At 70.2% G+C, this 16512-nt stretch carries 16 protein-coding genes and 1 pseudogene; 13 read left to right on the top strand and 4 right to left on the bottom strand.

The window, feature by feature from the left end; all coding sequences use genetic code 11:
- Window positions 1-28 precede the first annotated feature (28 nt).
- The 7 genes and pseudogenes from EOINJALH_RS08265 (at window position 29) to EOINJALH_RS08290 (ending at window position 6652) form a co-directional block, all read left to right on the top strand.
- Complete coding sequence (locus EOINJALH_RS08265) at window positions 29-1042, top strand: phosphotransferase family protein (RefSeq protein ID WP_088279875.1); 1014 nt, start codon at window positions 29-31, stop codon at window positions 1040-1042.
- Window positions 1039-2325, top strand: coding sequence for a phosphopyruvate hydratase (gene eno, locus EOINJALH_RS08270; RefSeq protein ID WP_088279876.1), 1287 nt, complete (start codon window positions 1039-1041; stop codon window positions 2323-2325). Before EOINJALH_RS08265 ends, eno begins: the two co-directional genes overlap by 4 nt.
- 110 nt (window positions 2326-2435) lie before the next feature.
- On the top strand, window positions 2436-3683 hold the full coding sequence (locus tag EOINJALH_RS08275; RefSeq protein WP_088279903.1) for a 3-methyl-2-oxobutanoate dehydrogenase (2-methylpropanoyl-transferring) subunit alpha: 1248 nt from the start codon (window positions 2436-2438) through the stop codon (window positions 3681-3683).
- Window position 3684: 1 nt separating this feature from the next.
- On the top strand, window positions 3685-4698 hold the full coding sequence (locus tag EOINJALH_RS08280) for an alpha-ketoacid dehydrogenase subunit beta (RefSeq protein ID WP_404872744.1): 1014 nt from the start codon (window positions 3685-3687) through the stop codon (window positions 4696-4698).
- A 158-nt stretch (window positions 4699-4856) separates the two neighbouring features.
- On the top strand, window positions 4857-5280 hold a 424-nt coding region (locus EOINJALH_RS32605; protein ID WP_310732290.1), incomplete at its 3' end, for a biotin/lipoyl-containing protein.
- Window position 5281: 1 nt separating this feature from the next.
- Window positions 5282-6316 (top strand): annotated as a pseudogene (locus tag EOINJALH_RS08285) (dihydrolipoamide acetyltransferase family protein); the annotation flags it as partial.
- A gap of 105 nt (window positions 6317-6421) precedes the next feature.
- Window positions 6422-6652, top strand: coding sequence for a heavy metal-binding domain-containing protein (locus tag EOINJALH_RS08290; RefSeq protein WP_088279877.1), 231 nt, complete (start codon window positions 6422-6424; stop codon window positions 6650-6652).
- A gap of 298 nt (window positions 6653-6950) precedes the next feature.
- On the opposite strand, the gene EOINJALH_RS08295 is transcribed toward EOINJALH_RS08290, so the two are convergent.
- Window positions 6951-7946, bottom strand: coding sequence for a methyltransferase domain-containing protein (locus EOINJALH_RS08295; RefSeq protein WP_088279878.1), 996 nt, complete (start codon window positions 7944-7946; stop codon window positions 6951-6953).
- Between the two features lie 125 nt (window positions 7947-8071).
- The gene (locus EOINJALH_RS08300; protein ID WP_144289925.1) at window positions 8072-9028 is read right to left on the bottom strand and encodes a hypothetical protein; all 957 of its coding nucleotides are present in this window, start codon (window positions 9026-9028) and stop codon (window positions 8072-8074) included.
- Window positions 9029-9387: 359 nt separating this feature from the next.
- Between EOINJALH_RS08300 and EOINJALH_RS08305 the strand changes: the two genes are divergently transcribed.
- The 6 genes from EOINJALH_RS08305 (at window position 9388) to soxB (ending at window position 14943) form a co-directional block, all read left to right on the top strand.
- Complete coding sequence (locus tag EOINJALH_RS08305) at window positions 9388-10590, top strand: hypothetical protein (RefSeq protein WP_088279880.1); 1203 nt, start codon at window positions 9388-9390, stop codon at window positions 10588-10590.
- 187 nt (window positions 10591-10777) lie between these two features.
- Window positions 10778-11236, top strand: a complete 459-nt coding sequence (gene soxY / locus EOINJALH_RS08310) for a thiosulfate oxidation carrier protein SoxY (protein ID WP_088279881.1) — start codon at window positions 10778-10780, stop codon at window positions 11234-11236.
- Between the two features lie 121 nt (window positions 11237-11357).
- Entirely contained in the window at window positions 11358-11669 is a 312-nt protein-coding gene (soxZ, locus tag EOINJALH_RS08315; protein ID WP_199873222.1) for a thiosulfate oxidation carrier complex protein SoxZ, read from the top strand.
- A 23-nt stretch (window positions 11670-11692) separates the two neighbouring features.
- A complete protein-coding gene (gene soxA, locus EOINJALH_RS08320; protein WP_088279904.1) occupies window positions 11693-12511 on the top strand; it encodes a sulfur oxidation c-type cytochrome SoxA in 819 nt (272 codons plus the stop codon).
- 13 nt (window positions 12512-12524) lie between these two features.
- Window positions 12525-13178, top strand: a complete 654-nt coding sequence (soxX, locus tag EOINJALH_RS08325) for a sulfur oxidation c-type cytochrome SoxX (protein ID WP_088279883.1) — start codon at window positions 12525-12527, stop codon at window positions 13176-13178.
- Between the two features lie 28 nt (window positions 13179-13206).
- Window positions 13207-14943: a thiosulfohydrolase SoxB gene (gene soxB, locus EOINJALH_RS08330; protein WP_088279884.1), complete on the top strand. Its 1737-nt coding sequence runs from the start codon at window positions 13207-13209 to the stop codon at window positions 14941-14943.
- A gap of 155 nt (window positions 14944-15098) precedes the next feature.
- Here soxB and EOINJALH_RS08335 read toward each other — a convergent pair whose 3' ends face one another.
- Window positions 15099-15440 carry a hypothetical protein gene (locus tag EOINJALH_RS08335; protein WP_088279885.1) on the bottom strand — a complete coding sequence of 114 codons (342 nt, stop codon included), beginning with the start codon at window positions 15438-15440 and terminating at the stop codon, window positions 15099-15101.
- Between the two features lie 89 nt (window positions 15441-15529).
- Window positions 15530-16501: a tripartite tricarboxylate transporter substrate binding protein gene (locus EOINJALH_RS08340; RefSeq protein ID WP_088279886.1), complete on the bottom strand. Its 972-nt coding sequence runs from the start codon at window positions 16499-16501 to the stop codon at window positions 15530-15532.
- Between the last annotated feature and the right edge of the window lie 11 nt (window positions 16502-16512).

The following is a 16512-nucleotide window of genomic DNA, read 5'->3' on the forward strand; positions in this document are numbered from 1 at the left end:
CGGCGCCGCTGTTCCGCCCCGACGCACGATGCCCGACGCCCGCCCCGCCGTGCCGCCCGAATTCGCGCAGGCGCTGCACGAGCTGGGCCTGGCCGGCCGCAGCGTGCTCACCGGCGAGCCCTTGACCGGTGGCGTGTCGTCCGACATCTGGCGCCTCGACACCTCGCAGGGGCCGGTGTGCGCCAAGCGGGCGCTGGCCCGGCTGCGCGTGGCCGCCGACTGGCGGGCGCCGATCGAGCGCAACCGCTACGAGGCACGCTGGATGCAGGTGGCCGACGCCGCGGTGCCGGGCTGCGCGCCGCGGGTGCTGGGCCAGCACCCGGCGCTGGGCGTGCTGGTGATGAGCTGGCTGCCGCCCGACGACCACCCGCTGTGGAAGGCGCAGCTGCGAGACGGCCAGGCCGATCTGGCCACGGCGCAGGCGGTGGGCCGCACGCTGGTGCGCATCCACGCCCATTCGGCGGCGCGGCCGGCGCTGGCCGCGCAGTTCGACACCGACCGCATCTTCTTCGACATCCGGCTCGAGCCCTACCTGCTGGCCACCGCGGCGCGGCACCCCGACCTGGCACCACAGCTGCGGGCGCTGGTGGCGCAGACGCAGTCGCATCCCCTGGCGCTGGTGCACGGCGACGTCAGCCCGAAGAACATCCTCGTCGGCCCGCAGGGGCCGGTGCTGCTGGACGCCGAATGCGCCTGGTGGGGCGACCCGGCCTTCGACCTGGCGTTCTGCCTGAACCACCTGCTGCTGAAGTGCCTGTGGCAGCCGCCGGCCACCGCGGCCTTCCTGGCCTGCTTCGCCGCGCTGGCCGAGGCCTACCTGCAGGGCGTCGACTGGGAACCGTGCGTGGCCCTGGAACAGCGCGCCGCCGCCCTGTTGCCGGGGCTGCTGCTGGCGCGGGTGGACGGCAAGTCGCCGGTCGAGTACCTGACGGCCGACGCGCCGCGCGAGGTGGTGCGCCGCACCGCGCGGGCCTTGCTGCAACAGCCGGTCGCGCAGCTCCATCGGGTGAGCGCGGCCTGGCAACGGGAGCATCCGACATGACCACCGCCTGCTCGATCCTCAGCGTCCACGGCCGGCGCGTCTGGGACAGCCGCGGCCGCCCCACCGTGGAGGCCGAGGTGACGCTGAACGACGGCTCGGTGGGCCGCGCCATCGTGCCGGCCGGCGCCAGCAAGGGCACGCGCGAGGCGCTCGAGCTGCGCGACCACGGCGAGGCCTTCGGCGGGCTCGACGTGCAGCGCGCGCTGGGCCATGTCAACCGCACGATCGGCCGCGCCGTGCGCGGCATGGCCGCCGACGACCAGGCCGCGATCGACGCCTGGCTCATCGCGCTGGACGGCACGCCGGGCAAGTCGCGGCTGGGGGCGAACGCCACGCTGGCGGTGTCGATGGCGGCGGCGCACGCGGTGGCGGCGTCGCGCGGCGTGCCGCTCTACCAGTCGCTCGGCGGCGCCGAAGCCGTGCTGCTGCCGATGCCGCAGATCCAGATCTTCGGCGGCGGCGCGCACGCCGGCCGCCGCGTCGACATCCAGGACTTCATGGTGGTGTGCCCCGGCGCCGGCAGCTTTGCGCAGGCGCTGGAGTGGACGGCCGAGGTCTACCGCCACGCCGGCCTGCTGATGCAGTCGCGCGGCGCGCTGGCCGGCGTGGCCGACGAGGGCGGCTGGTGGCCCTCGTTCGACAGCAACGAGCAGGCGCTGGAGGCGCTGGTGGCATCGATCGAGCGCGCCGGCTTCGTGCCCGGCGAGCAGGTGGCCATCGCGCTGGACATCGCGGCCAGCGACTTCGGCAGCAATGGCCGCTACACGCTGGGGCTGGAGCGCCGCGAGCTGGACAGCGACGGCCTGATCGAGCTGCTGCTGCGCTGGTGCGAGCGCTTCCCCATCGCCAGCATCGAAGACCCGCTGGCCGAGGACGACCCGGCCGCCTTCGCACGCTTCACCCGCGCGGTGGGCCACCGCCTGCAGGTGGTGGGCGACGACTTCCTGGTGTCGAGCGCCGAACTGGTGCAGCAGGCCGCCGCCGCGGGCGCGGCCAACACCGTGCTGCTCAAGCCCAACCAGCGCGGCACGCTCACCGAGACCCTGCAGTGCTGGGACGCCGCGCGCGCGCTGGGCTATGCCGGCATCGTCTCGGCGCGCTCGGGCGAGACCGAGGACACCACCATCGTGCACCTGGCCATCGCCTGGCAGGCCGGCCAGCTGAAGGTGGGCTCGTTCGCCCGCGGCGAGCGCATGGCCAAGTGGAACGAGGCGCTGCGCATCGAAGAGCGCCTGGGCACGCGCGCCCGCTTCGCCGGCGCCGGCGTGTTCGGCCGCTGCTGAGCGCCCCCAAAGGCCAGGCTGCGTCCAGCCGGCCCGCCGTGCCGTCGCAAGGCATCGGCCCGATTGACATCGCCGCGCCGTGACGCAAGATGGCGGCCAGGAGCGCCCCGATGCCACCAACCCCGCAGCCGCTTCACCTGCACGTGCCCGAGCCCACCGGCCGGCCGGGGCAGGCCACCGACTTCTCGTACCTGCACCTGTCGCCGGCCGGCGCGGTGCGGCGCCCAGAGCTGGACGCCACGCCGGCCAGCACCGCCGACCTGGCCTTCACGCTGGTGCGCGTGCTCGACGACGTCGGCACGGCGGTGGGCCCGTGGGCGCCGCCGCACGACGCCGCGCTGCTGCGCCGCGGCCTGCGGGCGATGATGAAGACACGCGCCTTCGATGCCAAGATGCTGCTGGCGCAGCGGCAGAAGAAGATCTCGTTCTACATGCAGTGCCTGGGCGAGGAGGCCATCGCCACGGCGCATGCGCTGGCGCTGTCGCCCGGCGACATGTGCTTTCCCACCTACCGGCAGCAGGGCCTGCTGCTGGCGCGCGACGACGTGCCGATGGCCGAGCTGATGTGCCAGCTGATGAGCAATGCGCGCGACCCGATGCTGGGCCGGCAGCTGCCGGTGATGTACTCGTACAAGCGCGCCGGCTTCTTCTCGATCAGCGGCAACCTGGCCACGCAGTTCATCCAGGCCGTCGGCTGGGCCATGGCCTCGGCCATCAAGGGCGACAGCAAGATCGCGTCGGCCTGGATCGGCGATGGGGCCACCGCCGAATCCGACTTCCACACCGCGCTCACCTTCGCCCACGTGTACCGCGCGCCGGTGATCCTGAACGTCGTCAACAACCAGTGGGCGATCTCCACCTTCCAGGCCATCGCGGGCGGTGAGTCCACCACCTTCGCCGCGCGCGGCGTGGGCAGCGGCATCGCGGCGTTGCGCGTCGACGGCAACGACTTCCTGGCCGTGCTGTCGGCCTCGCGCTGGGCCGCCGAGCGTGCGCGCCGCAACCTGGGGCCGACGCTGATCGAATGGCTCACCTACCGCGCCGGCGCGCATTCCACGTCCGACGATCCGTCGCGGTACCGCCCGGCCGACGATGCCCAGCACTTTCCGTTGGGCGACCCGATCGCCCGGCTGCGCCAGCATCTGACGCGCCAGGGCGACTGGTCCGACGACGAGCACGGGCAGGTGCAGCAGGCGCTGGACGCCGAGGTGGCCGCCGCGCTGAAGGAGGCCGAGCGGCACGGCGGTGCGCTGGTCGACGGCCACGTGCCGCCGATCGAGACGATGTTCGAGGGCGTCTACAAGGACATGCCGGCGCATCTGCGCGAGCAGTTGCGCCAGGCGCGCCAGGAAATCTGACATGGCCCGCATGACCATGATCCAGGCCCTGCGTTCGGCGATGGACGTGATGCTCGAGCGCGACCCGAACGTCGTCGTCTATGGCCAGGACGTCGGCTACTTCGGCGGCGTGTTCCGCTGCACCGAGGGGCTGCAGGCCAAGCATGGCCGCTCGCGCGTGTTCGATGCGCCGATCTCCGAGGGCGGCATCGTCGGCACCGCGGTGGGCATGGCCGCCTACGGGTTGCGGCCGGTGGTGGAGGTGCAGTTCGCGGATTACTTCTACCCGGCTTCGGACCAGATCGTGTCGGAGGCGGCGCGGCTGCGCTACCGCTCGGCCGGCGACTTCACCGCGCCGCTGACCATCCGCATGCCCTGCGGCGGCGGCATCTACGGCGGGCAGACGCACAGCCAGAGCCCCGAGGCGCTGTTCACCCACGTGTGCGGCCTGCGCACTGTGATGCCCAGCAACCCCTACGACGCCAAGGGCCTGCTGATCGCGTCGATCGAGAACGACGACCCGGTGATCTTCCTCGAGCCCAAGCGCCTGTACAACGGCCCCTTCGACGGTCACCACGACCGGCCGGTGGTGCCGTGGTCGCAGCACGCGCTGGGCGAGGTGCCCGAGGGCCACTACACCGTGCCGCTGGACACCGCGGCGGTGTTTCGCCCCGGCCGTCAGGTCACCGTGCTGACCTACGGCACCATGGTCTTCGTGTCGGAGGCCGCGGCGCAGGAGGCCGGCATCGACGCCGAGATCATCGACCTGCGCAGCCTGTGGCCGCTCGACCTGCCGGCCATCGTGGCGTCGGTGAAGAAGACCGGCCGCTGCGTCGTCGTGCACGAGGCCACGCGCACCAGCGGCTTCGGCGCCGAACTGGCCGCGCTGGTGCAGGAGCATTGCTTCTACCACCTCGAAGCGCCGATCGAGCGCGTCACCGGCTGGGACACGCCCTACCCGCATGCGCTGGAGTGGAACTACTTTCCCGGCCCGGCGCGGGTGGCCGCGGCGCTGCGCCGCGCGATGGAGACTTGAAATGAAGCCCCCACGCTCTCTTCGTTCGCTGGCCCCCGAGGGGGCGGTCACAAGCCAATGTGGCTCTGCCACTTTGCTTGACCCCCGCGGGGGGCGGGCTGGGCGCAGCCCGGCCCTGGGGGCGGTCAGTTCCTTCGGAACGGCCGGGCGGTACTGAGATGGCCACCGACCGCGTGATCAAGGTGCCCGATGTCGGCGAGGGCGTGGCCGAGGTCGAACTCGTCGCCTGGCACGTGCAGCCCGGCGACAGCGTGGCCGAGGACCAGATCCTGGCCGATGTGATGACCGACAAGGCCAGCGTCGAGATCCCGTCGCCGGTGGCCGGCCGGGTGCTGGCACTGGGCGGCGTGGTGGGGCAGACGCTGGCGGTGGGTGCCGAGCTGATCCGCCTCGAGGTGGCGGCGGCAGGGACGACCGCGGCGCCCGCCAGCACCCCGGCGCCGGCCGCGGCACCGGCGCCAGCGTTGGCCGCGGCCAGCCCAACGCCGACGCCGACGCCCGCCCCACCGGCCGCAACGGCCACCGCACCGCCGGTTGCAGCGTCTCCGACCCCGCCGGCCCCGCGCGGTGCCGCGCCGCAGCNGGTTCGGCAGGGGACGCCGCGCCGGGCACGGCCTGCGCCTTCGGTACGGCCGCCGTGTCCGCCGCTGCCGTGCCGACCGATCGCCCCATCGCCTCGCCCGCACTGCGCCGCCGTGCCTGGGAGCTGGGCATCGACCTCGCGGCGGTGCCCGCCACCGGCCCCGCCGGCCGCACCGTGCACGCCGATCTGGACGCGTATCTTGCGATCCATGGGCCGGGCGTGCCGGGCATCGCCGCGGCGTCGGCGTCGGCGCCCCCGGCGGCCGTACCGAAGGCGCAGGCCGTGCCCGGCGCGGCGTCCCCTGCCGAACCCGCCGCAGCGCCGGTCGCCCTGCGCGATGACGTGCAGGCCATCCCCGTCATCGGCCTGCGCCGGCGCATCGCGCTGCGCATGCAGGAAGCCAAGCGCCGCATCCCGCATTTCAGCTACGTCGAAGAGGTCGACGTCACCGAGCTCGAGGCGCTGCGCCGCGCCTTGAACGCGAAGTGGGGCGCCGAGCGCGGGCGCCTGACCTTGCTGCCGCTGCTGATGCGCGCGGTGGTGCTGGCGGTGCGCGAGCACCCGCAGATCAACGCCACCTTCGACGACGAGGCCGGCATCGTCACCCGCCATGGCGCGGTGCACCTCGGCGTGGCCACCGACACGCCGCACGGCCTGATGGTGCCGGTGGTGCGGCATGTCGAGGCGCTCACGCCCTGGGCGATGGCGGCCGAACTGTCCCGCCTGGCCGAGGCCGCGCGCACCGGCCGCGCCACCCGCGCCGAGCTGAGCGGCTCCACCCTCACGATCAGCAGCCTGGGGGCGCTGGGCGGCATCGTCTCGACGCCGGTGATCAACCGCCCCGAGGTGGCCATCGTCGGCGTCAACCGCATCGTCGAGCGGCCGGTGGCGCGCGGCGGCGCGGTGGTGCTGCGCCAGACGATGAACCTGTCGTCCTCGTTCGACCACCGCGTGGTCGACGGCATCGACGCCGCCCGCTTCATCCAGGGCGTGCGGGCCGTGCTGGAGACGCCGGCCCTGCTGTTCGCCGAATAGCCCGGCCCGGCGCCGGCCGGCCATTCATCCGTCGAATCACGACGCGGCGGTGCCGGCGCGCCGACGACGGCGCCACCAGCCGCCACCTCATCCGGTCAGGTCACCGTGGCAGAGGACAACCTGCCGGGCCGCAAGTGCACCGAGATCGGGCCGATCGAGGTGTCAGTGAAGAAGCTGACGATCTTCCACCAGGATCCGACGAAGGAGCAGGCCAACCTGGCCTTGATCGAGAAGGCCCGCGCGCTGGGCGCCGACGCCGTGATCCGGGTCACCTGCGAGATCGGCATTGGCTTCACCACCTGGGGCTACATCGACGCGAAGGGCACGGCGGTCTAGTTCATGCCGTGACGGTGGGCAGTGCACCGTCGGGCATGCCCAGGCGACTGCTTGGGTTGTCGACGGTTTGCTCGCGCATCGAGCCGGGCCCGTCGTGCTGCTGACCACGGCACGTCGAGCCGGCCTGCGCCAGGCCTGTCGCACGCATCGGCGCGCTCGACGCTGGTGGCGCTGAGCCCCTCGATCTTGTTGGTTGCCTCGGCCCTGCGCTTGGCCAGGCGGCGCACTGCGTTGGCCACCACCGCGAAGCCGCGGCCTTGCCCGACCGGGCGCGCTGGCTGACCGGTGACCACGGCGCTCATAGAGAAGGCACGCAAGCGCGAATCTCGATGCCGTTGTAGCCGTACTGCACCTGGGCATCGTGCAGCCCGCCCTCGGCGACCCACCGGCGCACCGTTTCAATCGACTGCGGCTGATCGTAGGCCGACGAAAGCATGTCGAAGGAATCCAGGATGGCCCAATCCCTCAGTTGATCGTCGTCGAGTTCGAATCGACCCCGGTAGTCGCAGATCAGCAGACCGAGGGCGATCCGGCGACCCAACGGACATCTGCTGATCACCTTGGTGGCCGGCCACATCAGCGTGATATAGCGAGACACCCATCGATGCAGGCGCTCGGCACTCATCCTCCGAGTCAGTGGACGCACCCAGTACTTCGTGTTGACCAAGTGCTTGTACCAGGGCTGACGTGCGTAGACGTCGGCCACGACGTGACCGCCCGGCCGTGGCATGGCCAGCAGCGCGCGAAAGGCCGCCTCGACGTTGGGCGTGTGCTGCAACACGCCGAAGCAGAACACGCGGTCGAAGCAGTGCCTGCGAAACGGCAATCGGTTGAGGTCGCATTGCGCGAAGACGATGTTGTTGTTCGCCCCATTCAAGGCCTGATTGACGTCGACTGCAGCACTGATGTCGATCGATACCAGCAGCGCTCCGGTGCGGGCCACGAGTTCGGTGAAGCGACCCGACCCACAGCCGACCTCCAGCACGGTGGCCCCCCTCAGATCTCGTGGCCATCCGGTTTCTTTGAAGAACCGCTCTTCACTGATGGTGCCTCCGGTGTGGCTGTCGTATTGGGTGCGGGCATGAGCCTGCCACTGCCAGCCGAAGGAATTGCCGTAGTTGTCGCGGGAGACAAAGCGTGGCACGCGGCGCACGATCTCGTAGGACTGATGGCAGGCGCCGCAGGTCAACCAGCCAGACTCGATGTGCTCGCCGGACATGGCTGCGCCATCGGCCAGTGCCAGTTCGCCGGCGCAGCAAGGGCAGACGAACAGGTCGAGGTGTTTGCTCAGCACGGCGATGCAGTTGTCGATGCGAAGTGACCGTGAATGCTCGCCCGGATGGCGGGATTGGCATTGACACCGATCAATAGGTGCAGCCCGCGCTCGGGGCGTGGACGCGCGACGGCTCCGGATATCCGCTACCGATCGAACATCGCCTTCAACACCGCCAGGCACACGTTCTGCGCGTTGGGAATGTCGTGGTGATCCCACAAGGCGGGCGATGTGTTCACCTCGTTGATCACCGCGCCACCAGCGACGCGGTCCCGGGTGATGTCCTTGCAGATCATGTCCACACCGCACAGGTTGATGCCGACGGCTGAGGCCGCATCGATGGCCAGTTGAACGAGGTCTTCGTGCGCGATGGCCGTGACGTCGGTGTCGCTGTCCGGTGTGGCTGGGCAGTGGTAGGCGCCAAAGGCAGGGACGCGCTGCCCGGCGCCAGGTATGGAGCGCCTGTGCAAACCTTGATAGGACAGGTTGTGCGGGACGACGGTGAGCAGATCCTTGACGGGTCGGGCGCCGCGCGGTGCCTGATCGATGAGCTCCCTTCGAGCACGGTTCTCGCGCGAGACCAGTTGGCTGACCGTCGAGGTCCCGTCGCCCAGCAAGGACGCTCCGCGGTGCACGACAGACAGCACTTGGCCCTTGCACACGAGGAAACGGAAGCTGTCGCCTTCGACGAACTCTTCGACATGGATCATGTCCGACCACAGACCCGCCTTCACAATGGCCCACATCCGGCCCCAGGCATCGTTGACGGCCAGCCGAAGCGTGATGCCTCGGCCCGACGAGGTCCCGCGGGCAGGTTTGACGACCAGCCAGCGTGGAGCGTTTGGCAACGGCATTGATTGCAGGGTGGCCTCGTCGACGATGAATGCCGTGAAGCTGGGCACAGGCATACCGCGCTCACGCAACAACCCCGAGCACAATGATTTGTCGCCTGCGATGCGTGCAGTGCCCATGGAATCGAGATCGACCCACAAGCCCCAGATGCGTCGCGTGAGTTGCTTGTCTTCGAACTGCAGCACGTCGCCGACAAGCCGGCACGCAATGCCGAGTTCGCGCGACGCGACCTCGAAGTAGTGGTACGTCATGATCCGGTTCAGATCGCGCGATGGCGAGGCCGGCGTCAGCAGGCGCACCAGCTTCAGGCACCGTACCAGTTGTCTAAGCTGCCATCCTGTCCAGGACATTCGATTGCCCAGTTGCCGTGTAGCGTCGGTGTGCCACGGACGATGCAAGCCCGCGGCCACAACGCAGGCTCATGTTAGCGGACGCTTCAGCGGCATCCGCAACCTACATGTGTACACGCGGCGATGGCCCTGGCTCAGATCCTGTGCCGAGCGTCAATGTGGCAAGCGGTCCTCCACCGGCTCGAGAGGGGCTCTGCTGCTCGCAGACAGACCAATGTTCATCGGGCTGGCTTCGGCTGCAACGCCGTAAAGCAGCGATCATGGAACCGAGGCTGCATCGCGGCGCCGTGAATTCGGACGATGTGCCAGTCATCGTGTTGTGCAAAGAGGCGACGGGGCTGGCCACTGTGCGCGCACTGGCCGACGCGGGCATGGAGGTCCATGCCTTCCTGCTCGATCGCGGCGACCCACTGGCCTGGTCACGACACGGGCGCAAGATCGAGGCGTTCGGCCTGGACCGCGACGAGCCCGCCTTGTTGTCACGCCTGATCGATTGCGCCATCGCGCTGGGGCGTAGGCCAGTGGTCCTTCCGACCAGCGACGCCACGGCACTGATGCTGGCACTGCACGGCGCCAGCCTCGGCAGTGTGTGCCGCGTGTCATCGACATCGCATGACCAACTGCAGTCGATTGTCCGCAAGGAAAGGCTGTACGAGACGGCGCGCACGGCGGGATTGCCCGTGCTGCCGTTCCTGTTCAGCCCTGACCATGCAGCACTGGCCGAATGGACGGTCACCCGCCCCGGCCCCTACCTGCTCAAGCCCAGCTATGTCGGCGCGGCATCGGCCGCGATGGGTGCACGCAACCAGGTCGTGGCTGACCGGCAGTCGCTGGTTGGGCAGGCACAACGACACGGCCTGCGGGGGGTTTTGGTGCAGCCATTGCAGCGCGGCGGCGACGGCGAGATCTTCGACACCTACGGCTGCAGCGACCACCGAGGCTGCATCACTGCGCTGGCCTCGCACCGCCGCTGGCGTCAGTACCGGGTCGATCTCGGATCCACCTGCTTTGGCGAGATCCCGGCGCAGTTGCCCGCCCGGCAAGAGTCGACGCTGCGCACGCTCACCGAGCGGCTCTTGCGCTGCATGCCCTACCACGGCATCTTCGGCATCGAGTGGCTGCGCGATGCCTCATCGGGCGACTTTTATTTGCTGGACTTCAATGCCCGCCCTTTCCTGTGCATCGGACACCTGTGCGACTGCGGCTTGAACCTACCATGGCTCGCTTGCCGCGATCTGATCGGTGCCGTGCCGGCAACACCTCCGCATGGGTTCACCTTGCAGCATCGGTTCTGGCTCGATCTGCGCCGTGACCTGTACGCCCGCCAGTCGACACCGCGAGCGCAACGTGGCAGCTGCTGGACCTGGCTGGCCTCGCAGATGCGTGCGTCGAGCTATGCCTACTGGCGATGGACGGATCCGGGGCCCTGGATGCGCGCCACCATGCAGTTGGTGTCCAGATAGGCCAAGGTGCGCGTGCACAGCGCAGCCACAGGCGGCGCGGCACCGTGAAGGCCACTCAGGGAGGGCCATCGGTGTCGGCGTGTTGCAACGCGGTGGGCCGGGGAGCGGTCCCGGGGAATGCCCTGCAGAGGCCCCGCCGTGCCTGCCCCTACGATACGGCCCTCGGACGACGAAGGAGACCGGGTTCATGCACACAAGACGACAGCTGCTCGAGCGCAGCGCGGGGCTGGCGGCCCTGATGGGCGGCTTCGGGCTGTTGCCTGCAACGGCGCAGGCCGCGTGGAGCGCGCCGGCCTTCGAGGCCAAGACCATGGCCGAGGCGATCAAGGCGCTGGGCGCCAGCGCGCCGGCGGCGAGCAAGGACGTCACGCTCACCGGCCCGGACATCGCCGAGAACGGCGCGGTGGTGCCGGTGGCCTGCGCCTGCGCGCTGCCCGGGGTGAAGCGGCTGATGCTCTTCGTCGAGAAGAACCCGAGCGCGCTGGCCGCGCTGTTCGACGTCAGCGACGCGGTCGAGCCCGCGTTCTCCACCCGCGTGAAGATGGGCCAGTCCTCCAACGTCATGGCCGTGGCCGTGATGGGCGACGGCAAGGTGCTGTACGCGCAGAAGGAGATCAAGGTCACGCTCGGGGGATGCGGTGGGTGAGCCCGGACACGGGACAGCACCAGCGTGCTGGCCTGTGCCTGGCGAACCGGCCGAGCTCTGCGAGGCCGTGGGCGGATGCCCCGGACACGCGCATCGTCAATCGAAGGAATAGGAGTCAACCATGGCAGACCCGATGCGCATCCGCGCGCAGGTGGCAGGCGACAAGGCGACCGTGCGCGTGCTGATGAGCCACGAGATGGAGACCGGCCAGCGCAAGGACGCGGCCGGCAAGGTGATCCCGGCGTGGTTCATCCAGGAAGTCAGCGCCACGCACAACGGCCAGCCGGTGATGAGCGCGCAGTGGGGCCCGGCGGTGGCCAAGAACCCGTTCCTGCAGTTCACCGTCAAGGGCGCCAAGGCGGGCGACAAGATCGCCGTGAGCTGGGTCGACAACCGGGGCGACAAGCGCACCGACGAGGCCGTGGTCGCCTGAGCCCGCCGATGAGCCGCCCGCCCATGAACCACCCCCTGGCCGCGCCACTGGTCGCACAAGCGCTGGCCCTCGCCCTCGGCGCGCTGCCGCTGGCCGCGCTCGCGCAGAAGAGCGCCGCCGACGGCATCGCCGAGTACCGCAAGATGCTCGAGGACGGCAACCCCGCCGACCTCTTCGAGGCCAAGGGCGAGGCGCTGTGGGCGCAGAAGCGCGGCCCCAAGGCCGCCACGCTGCAGGCCTGCGACCTGGGCCTGGGCCCTGGCGTCGTCAAGGGCGCCTGGGTGCAGCTGCCGCGCTACTTTGCCGACACCGGCCGGGTGCAGGACGTCGAATCGCGTCTGGTCAGCTGCATGGCCACGCTGCAGGGCTTCGACGCGGCCGAACTGGCCAAGACCCCCTTCGGCCGCGGCGAGATGGCCAACATCACCGCGCTGGCCACCTGGATCGCGGCGGAGTCGCGCGGCCAGCGCTTCGCGCTGCCGCAGGCCCACCCGCAGGAGCAGAGGTTCTACGAACTGGGCAAGCGCGCGTTCTACTTCCGCGGCGGGCCGATGGACTTCTCCTGCGCGTCGTGCCACGGCGAGGCCGGCAAGCGCATCCGGCTGCAGGACCTGCCCGAGCTGACGAAGAACCCCGGCGACGGCATCGGCTTCGCCGCCTGGCCGGCCTACCGCGTCTCCAACGGCCAGATGTGGAGCATGCAGCTGCGCCTGAACGACTGCTACCGCCAGCAGCGCTTCCCCTACCCGGGCTTCGCCTCCGACGTGACCATCGCGCTGGGCGTGTACATGGGCGTCAACGCCAAGGGGGCCGAATCCATCGCCCCGGCCATCAAGCGCTGAGCCAGGAGCCCGCATGCGCCATACCCACCTCCTTCTCAGCACCGCGCTGGCCGCGGCCGCCACGGCCGCACTCCTCGGCTGCGCCACCGGCCCCGGCCCGGCCGAGCTCGACGCGCAGGCCGCGGCGATGATGCGCGCGGACTTCCGCAGCGAAGGCATCGCCAAGGCCGAGCGGCTGAAACAAGACCTCGGCCAGCAGGCCTGCTCCAGCGACCAGCCGCCATCGCAGGCGCTGGCCGAGCGCATCCAGGCCGAATCGCTGGCCAGCGTGAAGTGGCCCGCCGGCGGGCAGTACCTGGGCGACTGGCGCGAAGGCGAGAAGCTGGCGCAGAACGGTCGCGGCATGACCTGGACCGACGCGTCGGACAAGCCATCGGCCAACGGCGCGCAGTGCTACAACTGCCACCAGATCGACCAGAAGGAGATCTCCTACGGCACGATCGGGCCCAGCCTGTGGAACTACGGCAAGCTGCGCGGCGTGAAGGACGTGGCCGATCCGGCCAGCGCGGCGGTGGTGCAGTACACCTGGGCCAAGCTGTGGAACTCCAAGGCCTACGCGGCCTGCTCGAACATGCCGCGCTTCGGCCACATGGGCCTGCTCGACGAGCAGCAACTGCGCCATGTGATGGCGCTGATCCTCGACCCGCGTTCGCCGGTCAACCAGTAGCGGCAGCGATGTCCGACACTCCCGCCCCATGACCCTGAGCAAACGCGATTTCCTCCAGGTGCTGGGCGCGGCCTCGGCCGCCGGCATGGCACTGGGCGCGCATGCCGACGCCGATGCGGCCACGGCGCAGGCCGGCCTCTACGAGTTGCCGCCGTTCGGCAACGTGTCGTTGCTGCACATGACCGACTGCCATGCGCAGTTGAAGCCCGTGTACTTCCGCGAGCCCAGCGTCAACCTGGGCGTGGCTGGCATGAGCGGGCAGCCACCTCACCTGGTCGGCGAACACCTGCTAAAGCGCGCCGGCGTGCGGCCGGGCACCGCGCTGGCCCATGGCTTCACCTACCTCGACTTCGAGAAGGCGTCGCGCCGCTACGGCAGGGTCGGCGGTTTCGCCCACCTGGCCACGCTGGTCAAACTGCTCAAGGCCAGCCGGCCCGGCGCCCTGCTGCTCGACGGCGGCGACACCTGGCAGGGCTCGGCCACCGCCCTGTGGACCAACGCCCAGGACATGGTCGACGCGTGCCTGGCGCTGGGCGTGGACGTCATGACCGGGCACTGGGAGTTCACCTACGGCATGCAGCGCGTCAAGGAGATCGTCGAGAAGGACTTCAAGGGCCGCATCGACTTCGTCGCGCAGAACGTCACCACCACCGACTTTGGCGACCCGGTGTTCGCACCCTACGTGCTGCGTCCGATCAATGGCGTGCCGGTGGCCATCATCGGCCAGGCCTTCCCCTACACACCCATCGCCAACCCGCGCTACCTGGTGGCCGATTGGACCTTCGGCATCCAGGACGAACACCTGCAGGCGATGGTCGACGAGGTGCGCGGCAAGGGCGCACAGGTGGTGGTGGTGCTGTCGCACAACGGCATGGACGTCGACCTGAAGATGGCCGGCCGCGTGCGCGGCATCGACGCCATCTTCGGCGGTCACACGCACGACGGCGTGCCCTTGGCCGTGCCGGTGGCCAACCCCGGCGGCACCACGCTGGTGACCAACGCCGGCAGCAACGGCAAGTTCCTCGGCGTGATGGACTTCGAGGTCAAGGGTGGCAAGGTGGCGGACTTCCGCTACCGCTTGATGCCGGTCTTTGCGAACCAACTGACGCCCGACCCGGCGATGGCCGCACTCATCGACAAGCTGCGCGCACCCTACGAGGCCCGGCTGGCCGAGAAGCTGGCCGTCACCGACGGCCTGCTCTATCGCCGCGGCAACTTCAACGGCAGCTGGGACCAGTTGCTGTGCGACGCACTGATGGACGTGCAGGGCGCCGACATCGCCTTCTCGCCCGGCTTTCGCTGGGGCACCAGCCTGTTGCCCGGCGACACCATCACCCGCGAGCTGATGATGGACCAGCTGGCCATCACCTACCCCTATGCCACCCTCACGCCGATGACGGGCGAAACCATCAAGGCCGTGCTCGAGGACGTGGCGGACAACCTGTTCAACCCCGACCCGTACTACCAGCAGGGCGGCGACATGGTGCGCGTCGGTGGGCTCACCTACACGATGACGCCGGGCGAGGCCATGGGCCGTCGCATCGGCGACCTGCGCCTGGCCGGCAAGGCCATCGAGGCCGGAAAAACCTACAAGGTGGCCGGCTGGGCGCCGGTGGCCGAAGAGGCCCGCACGGCGCCCGGCAACCGCCCGGTGTGGGAACTGGTCGAGACCTGGTTGAAGGCCCAGGGCGGGCGGGTCAAACCACGCCGCATCAACACGCCCCGGCTGCTGGGCGTGGCGGGCAACCCGGGCCTGGCGGGCTGAGGGGCCTGGACGGGCCACCAGAAGCCGACGACCCAGTGGAGGGTGCGTCGCCCGGTCGGCGCTGCCCTCAGCCTTGCTGTGGCAGGCGCAGCAGGTGAGGCCTTGGCCGACTGCAGCGGGTGCGCCGGCGCGGCCCTCCCACGCGGACCGTGGCGTCAGCCCTTGTCCGACCGTGCGTGCAGCGTGAACCGGGCCAGTTCCTGCGCTGCCAGCATCTCTGACGACACCGAGCGCTCGAGCGACGAGCGGCTCAGCCCCGACACCGCGTAGTGCAGGTTCTCGTAGACCTCGGCGGTGGCGGGGTGGGCGGCCAGCACGGCGTTGAGCACCGCGTCCGGTAGGGGCTGCGACAAGGCCTCCTTCAACTTGGCGACCACGGCCTGGTACTGGTCCGGGTTCACCACACCCTCGCTGCGCTCGATGCGTTCGAGCAGGTGGGCGAGCGTGGTGACGGTTTGCAGGCGCCCGCGGATCGTTTCGATGTCAGAAGCAGTCATGCAGATGTCCTCGTGTGGCCCTCAACCGGGCAGCCTGACAGTTGAGGGCACGCAGGAGGAAGTCAAGCGATCATCGGGTGGCCTTGCGCTCATTCGACCTTCGCGCCCGAGCGCAGGGCCACGGCCCGCCACTTGTCGATCTCGGCCGCCAGGTAGCTGGTGGTCTGCGCCGGCGAGGTCCAGGTGGCCGCGAAGCCCTGGGCGCCGAAGCGCTCCTGCACGGCCGGTTGCGACAGGGCCTTCTTCAGTTCGTCGCTCAGGCGGCTGATCACCTCGGGCGGTGTGCCCGCCGGCGCCAGCAGGCCGTTCCAGGCGTAGGCCTGGTAGCCGGGCAGGCCCGACTCGGCCAGCGTGGGCAGGTCGGGCGCGGCGGGCGAACGGGCCTCGCCGGTGATGGCCAGGGCCTTGAGGGCGCCCGACTTCACGTGCGGCATCGCCGACAGCATGGTGTCGAACATCATCGGCACCTGCCCGGCGATGACGTCGTTGAGCGCCGGCGCGCTGCCCTTGTAGGGCACGTGGTTGAGCTTGACGCCGGCCATGCTGGCGAACAGCTCAGCCGACAGGTGCGTCGACTGCCCGTTGCCCGACGACGCATAAGGCACGCCGCCCGGCGAGGCCTTGGCCTTGGCGATGACGTCCTTCACGCTGGCCGCGCCGAAGCCCGGGTGCACCACCAGCACCAACGGCCCCTGCGTGAGCAGCGACACCGGCACGAAGTCGCGCTGGACGTCGTAGTTCAGGGCCTTGAACACCGTCATGTTGATGGCGTGCGCGGTGGTGGCCACCAGCAGCGTGTAGCCGTCAGCGGGCGCGCGGGCCACGGCCTCGGCGCCCAGGTTGCCGCCGGCGCCGGCCTTGTTCTCGACGACGAAGGTCTGTCCGGTCTGTGCCGCCAGCCGCTCGGCGATGACGCGGGCCACGATGTCGGTGGGGCCGCCCGGCGGGTAGGGCACGACGAGCTTGACCGGCTTGTTCGGCCAGCCCTGCGCGAGCACCGGCCCGGCGGCCAGCAGGGCGATGGAGGCCATCACCAGGCCGAGGCTGAATCTGCGATGCATCGATCGTCTCC

Source organism: Ideonella sp. A 288, assembly GCF_002198735.1.
Taxonomy (GTDB): domain Bacteria; phylum Pseudomonadota; class Gammaproteobacteria; order Burkholderiales; family Burkholderiaceae_C; genus Pseudaquabacterium.

What these genes read in the sequence shown, in the direction of transcription:
- EOINJALH_RS08265 (WP_088279875.1), top strand. Translation starts at nt 29, where the DNA reads ATGCCCGACGCCCGCCCCGCCGTGCCGCCCGAATTCGCGCAGGCGCTG.
- eno (WP_088279876.1), top strand. Translation starts at nt 1,039, where the DNA reads ATGACCACCGCCTGCTCGATCCTCAGCGTCCACGGCCGGCGCGTCTGG.
- EOINJALH_RS08275 (WP_088279903.1), top strand. Translation starts at nt 2,436, where the DNA reads ATGCCACCAACCCCGCAGCCGCTTCACCTGCACGTGCCCGAGCCCACC.
- EOINJALH_RS08280 (WP_404872744.1), top strand. Translation starts at nt 3,685, where the DNA reads ATGGCCCGCATGACCATGATCCAGGCCCTGCGTTCGGCGATGGACGTG.
- EOINJALH_RS08300 (WP_144289925.1), bottom strand. Translation starts at nt 9,028, where the DNA reads ATGACGTACCACTACTTCGAGGTCGCGTCGCGCGAACTCGGCATTGCG.
- EOINJALH_RS08305 (WP_088279880.1), top strand. Translation starts at nt 9,388, where the DNA reads ATGGAACCGAGGCTGCATCGCGGCGCCGTGAATTCGGACGATGTGCCA.
- soxY (WP_088279881.1), top strand. Translation starts at nt 10,778, where the DNA reads ATGCACACAAGACGACAGCTGCTCGAGCGCAGCGCGGGGCTGGCGGCC.
- soxZ (WP_199873222.1), top strand. Translation starts at nt 11,358, where the DNA reads ATGGCAGACCCGATGCGCATCCGCGCGCAGGTGGCAGGCGACAAGGCG.
- soxA (WP_088279904.1), top strand. Translation starts at nt 11,693, where the DNA reads ATGAACCACCCCCTGGCCGCGCCACTGGTCGCACAAGCGCTGGCCCTC.
- soxX (WP_088279883.1), top strand. Translation starts at nt 12,525, where the DNA reads ATGCGCCATACCCACCTCCTTCTCAGCACCGCGCTGGCCGCGGCCGCC.
- soxB (WP_088279884.1), top strand. Translation starts at nt 13,207, where the DNA reads ATGACCCTGAGCAAACGCGATTTCCTCCAGGTGCTGGGCGCGGCCTCG.
- EOINJALH_RS08335 (WP_088279885.1), bottom strand. Translation starts at nt 15,440, where the DNA reads ATGACTGCTTCTGACATCGAAACGATCCGCGGGCGCCTGCAAACCGTC.
- EOINJALH_RS08340 (WP_088279886.1), bottom strand. Translation starts at nt 16,501, where the DNA reads ATGCATCGCAGATTCAGCCTCGGCCTGGTGATGGCCTCCATCGCCCTG.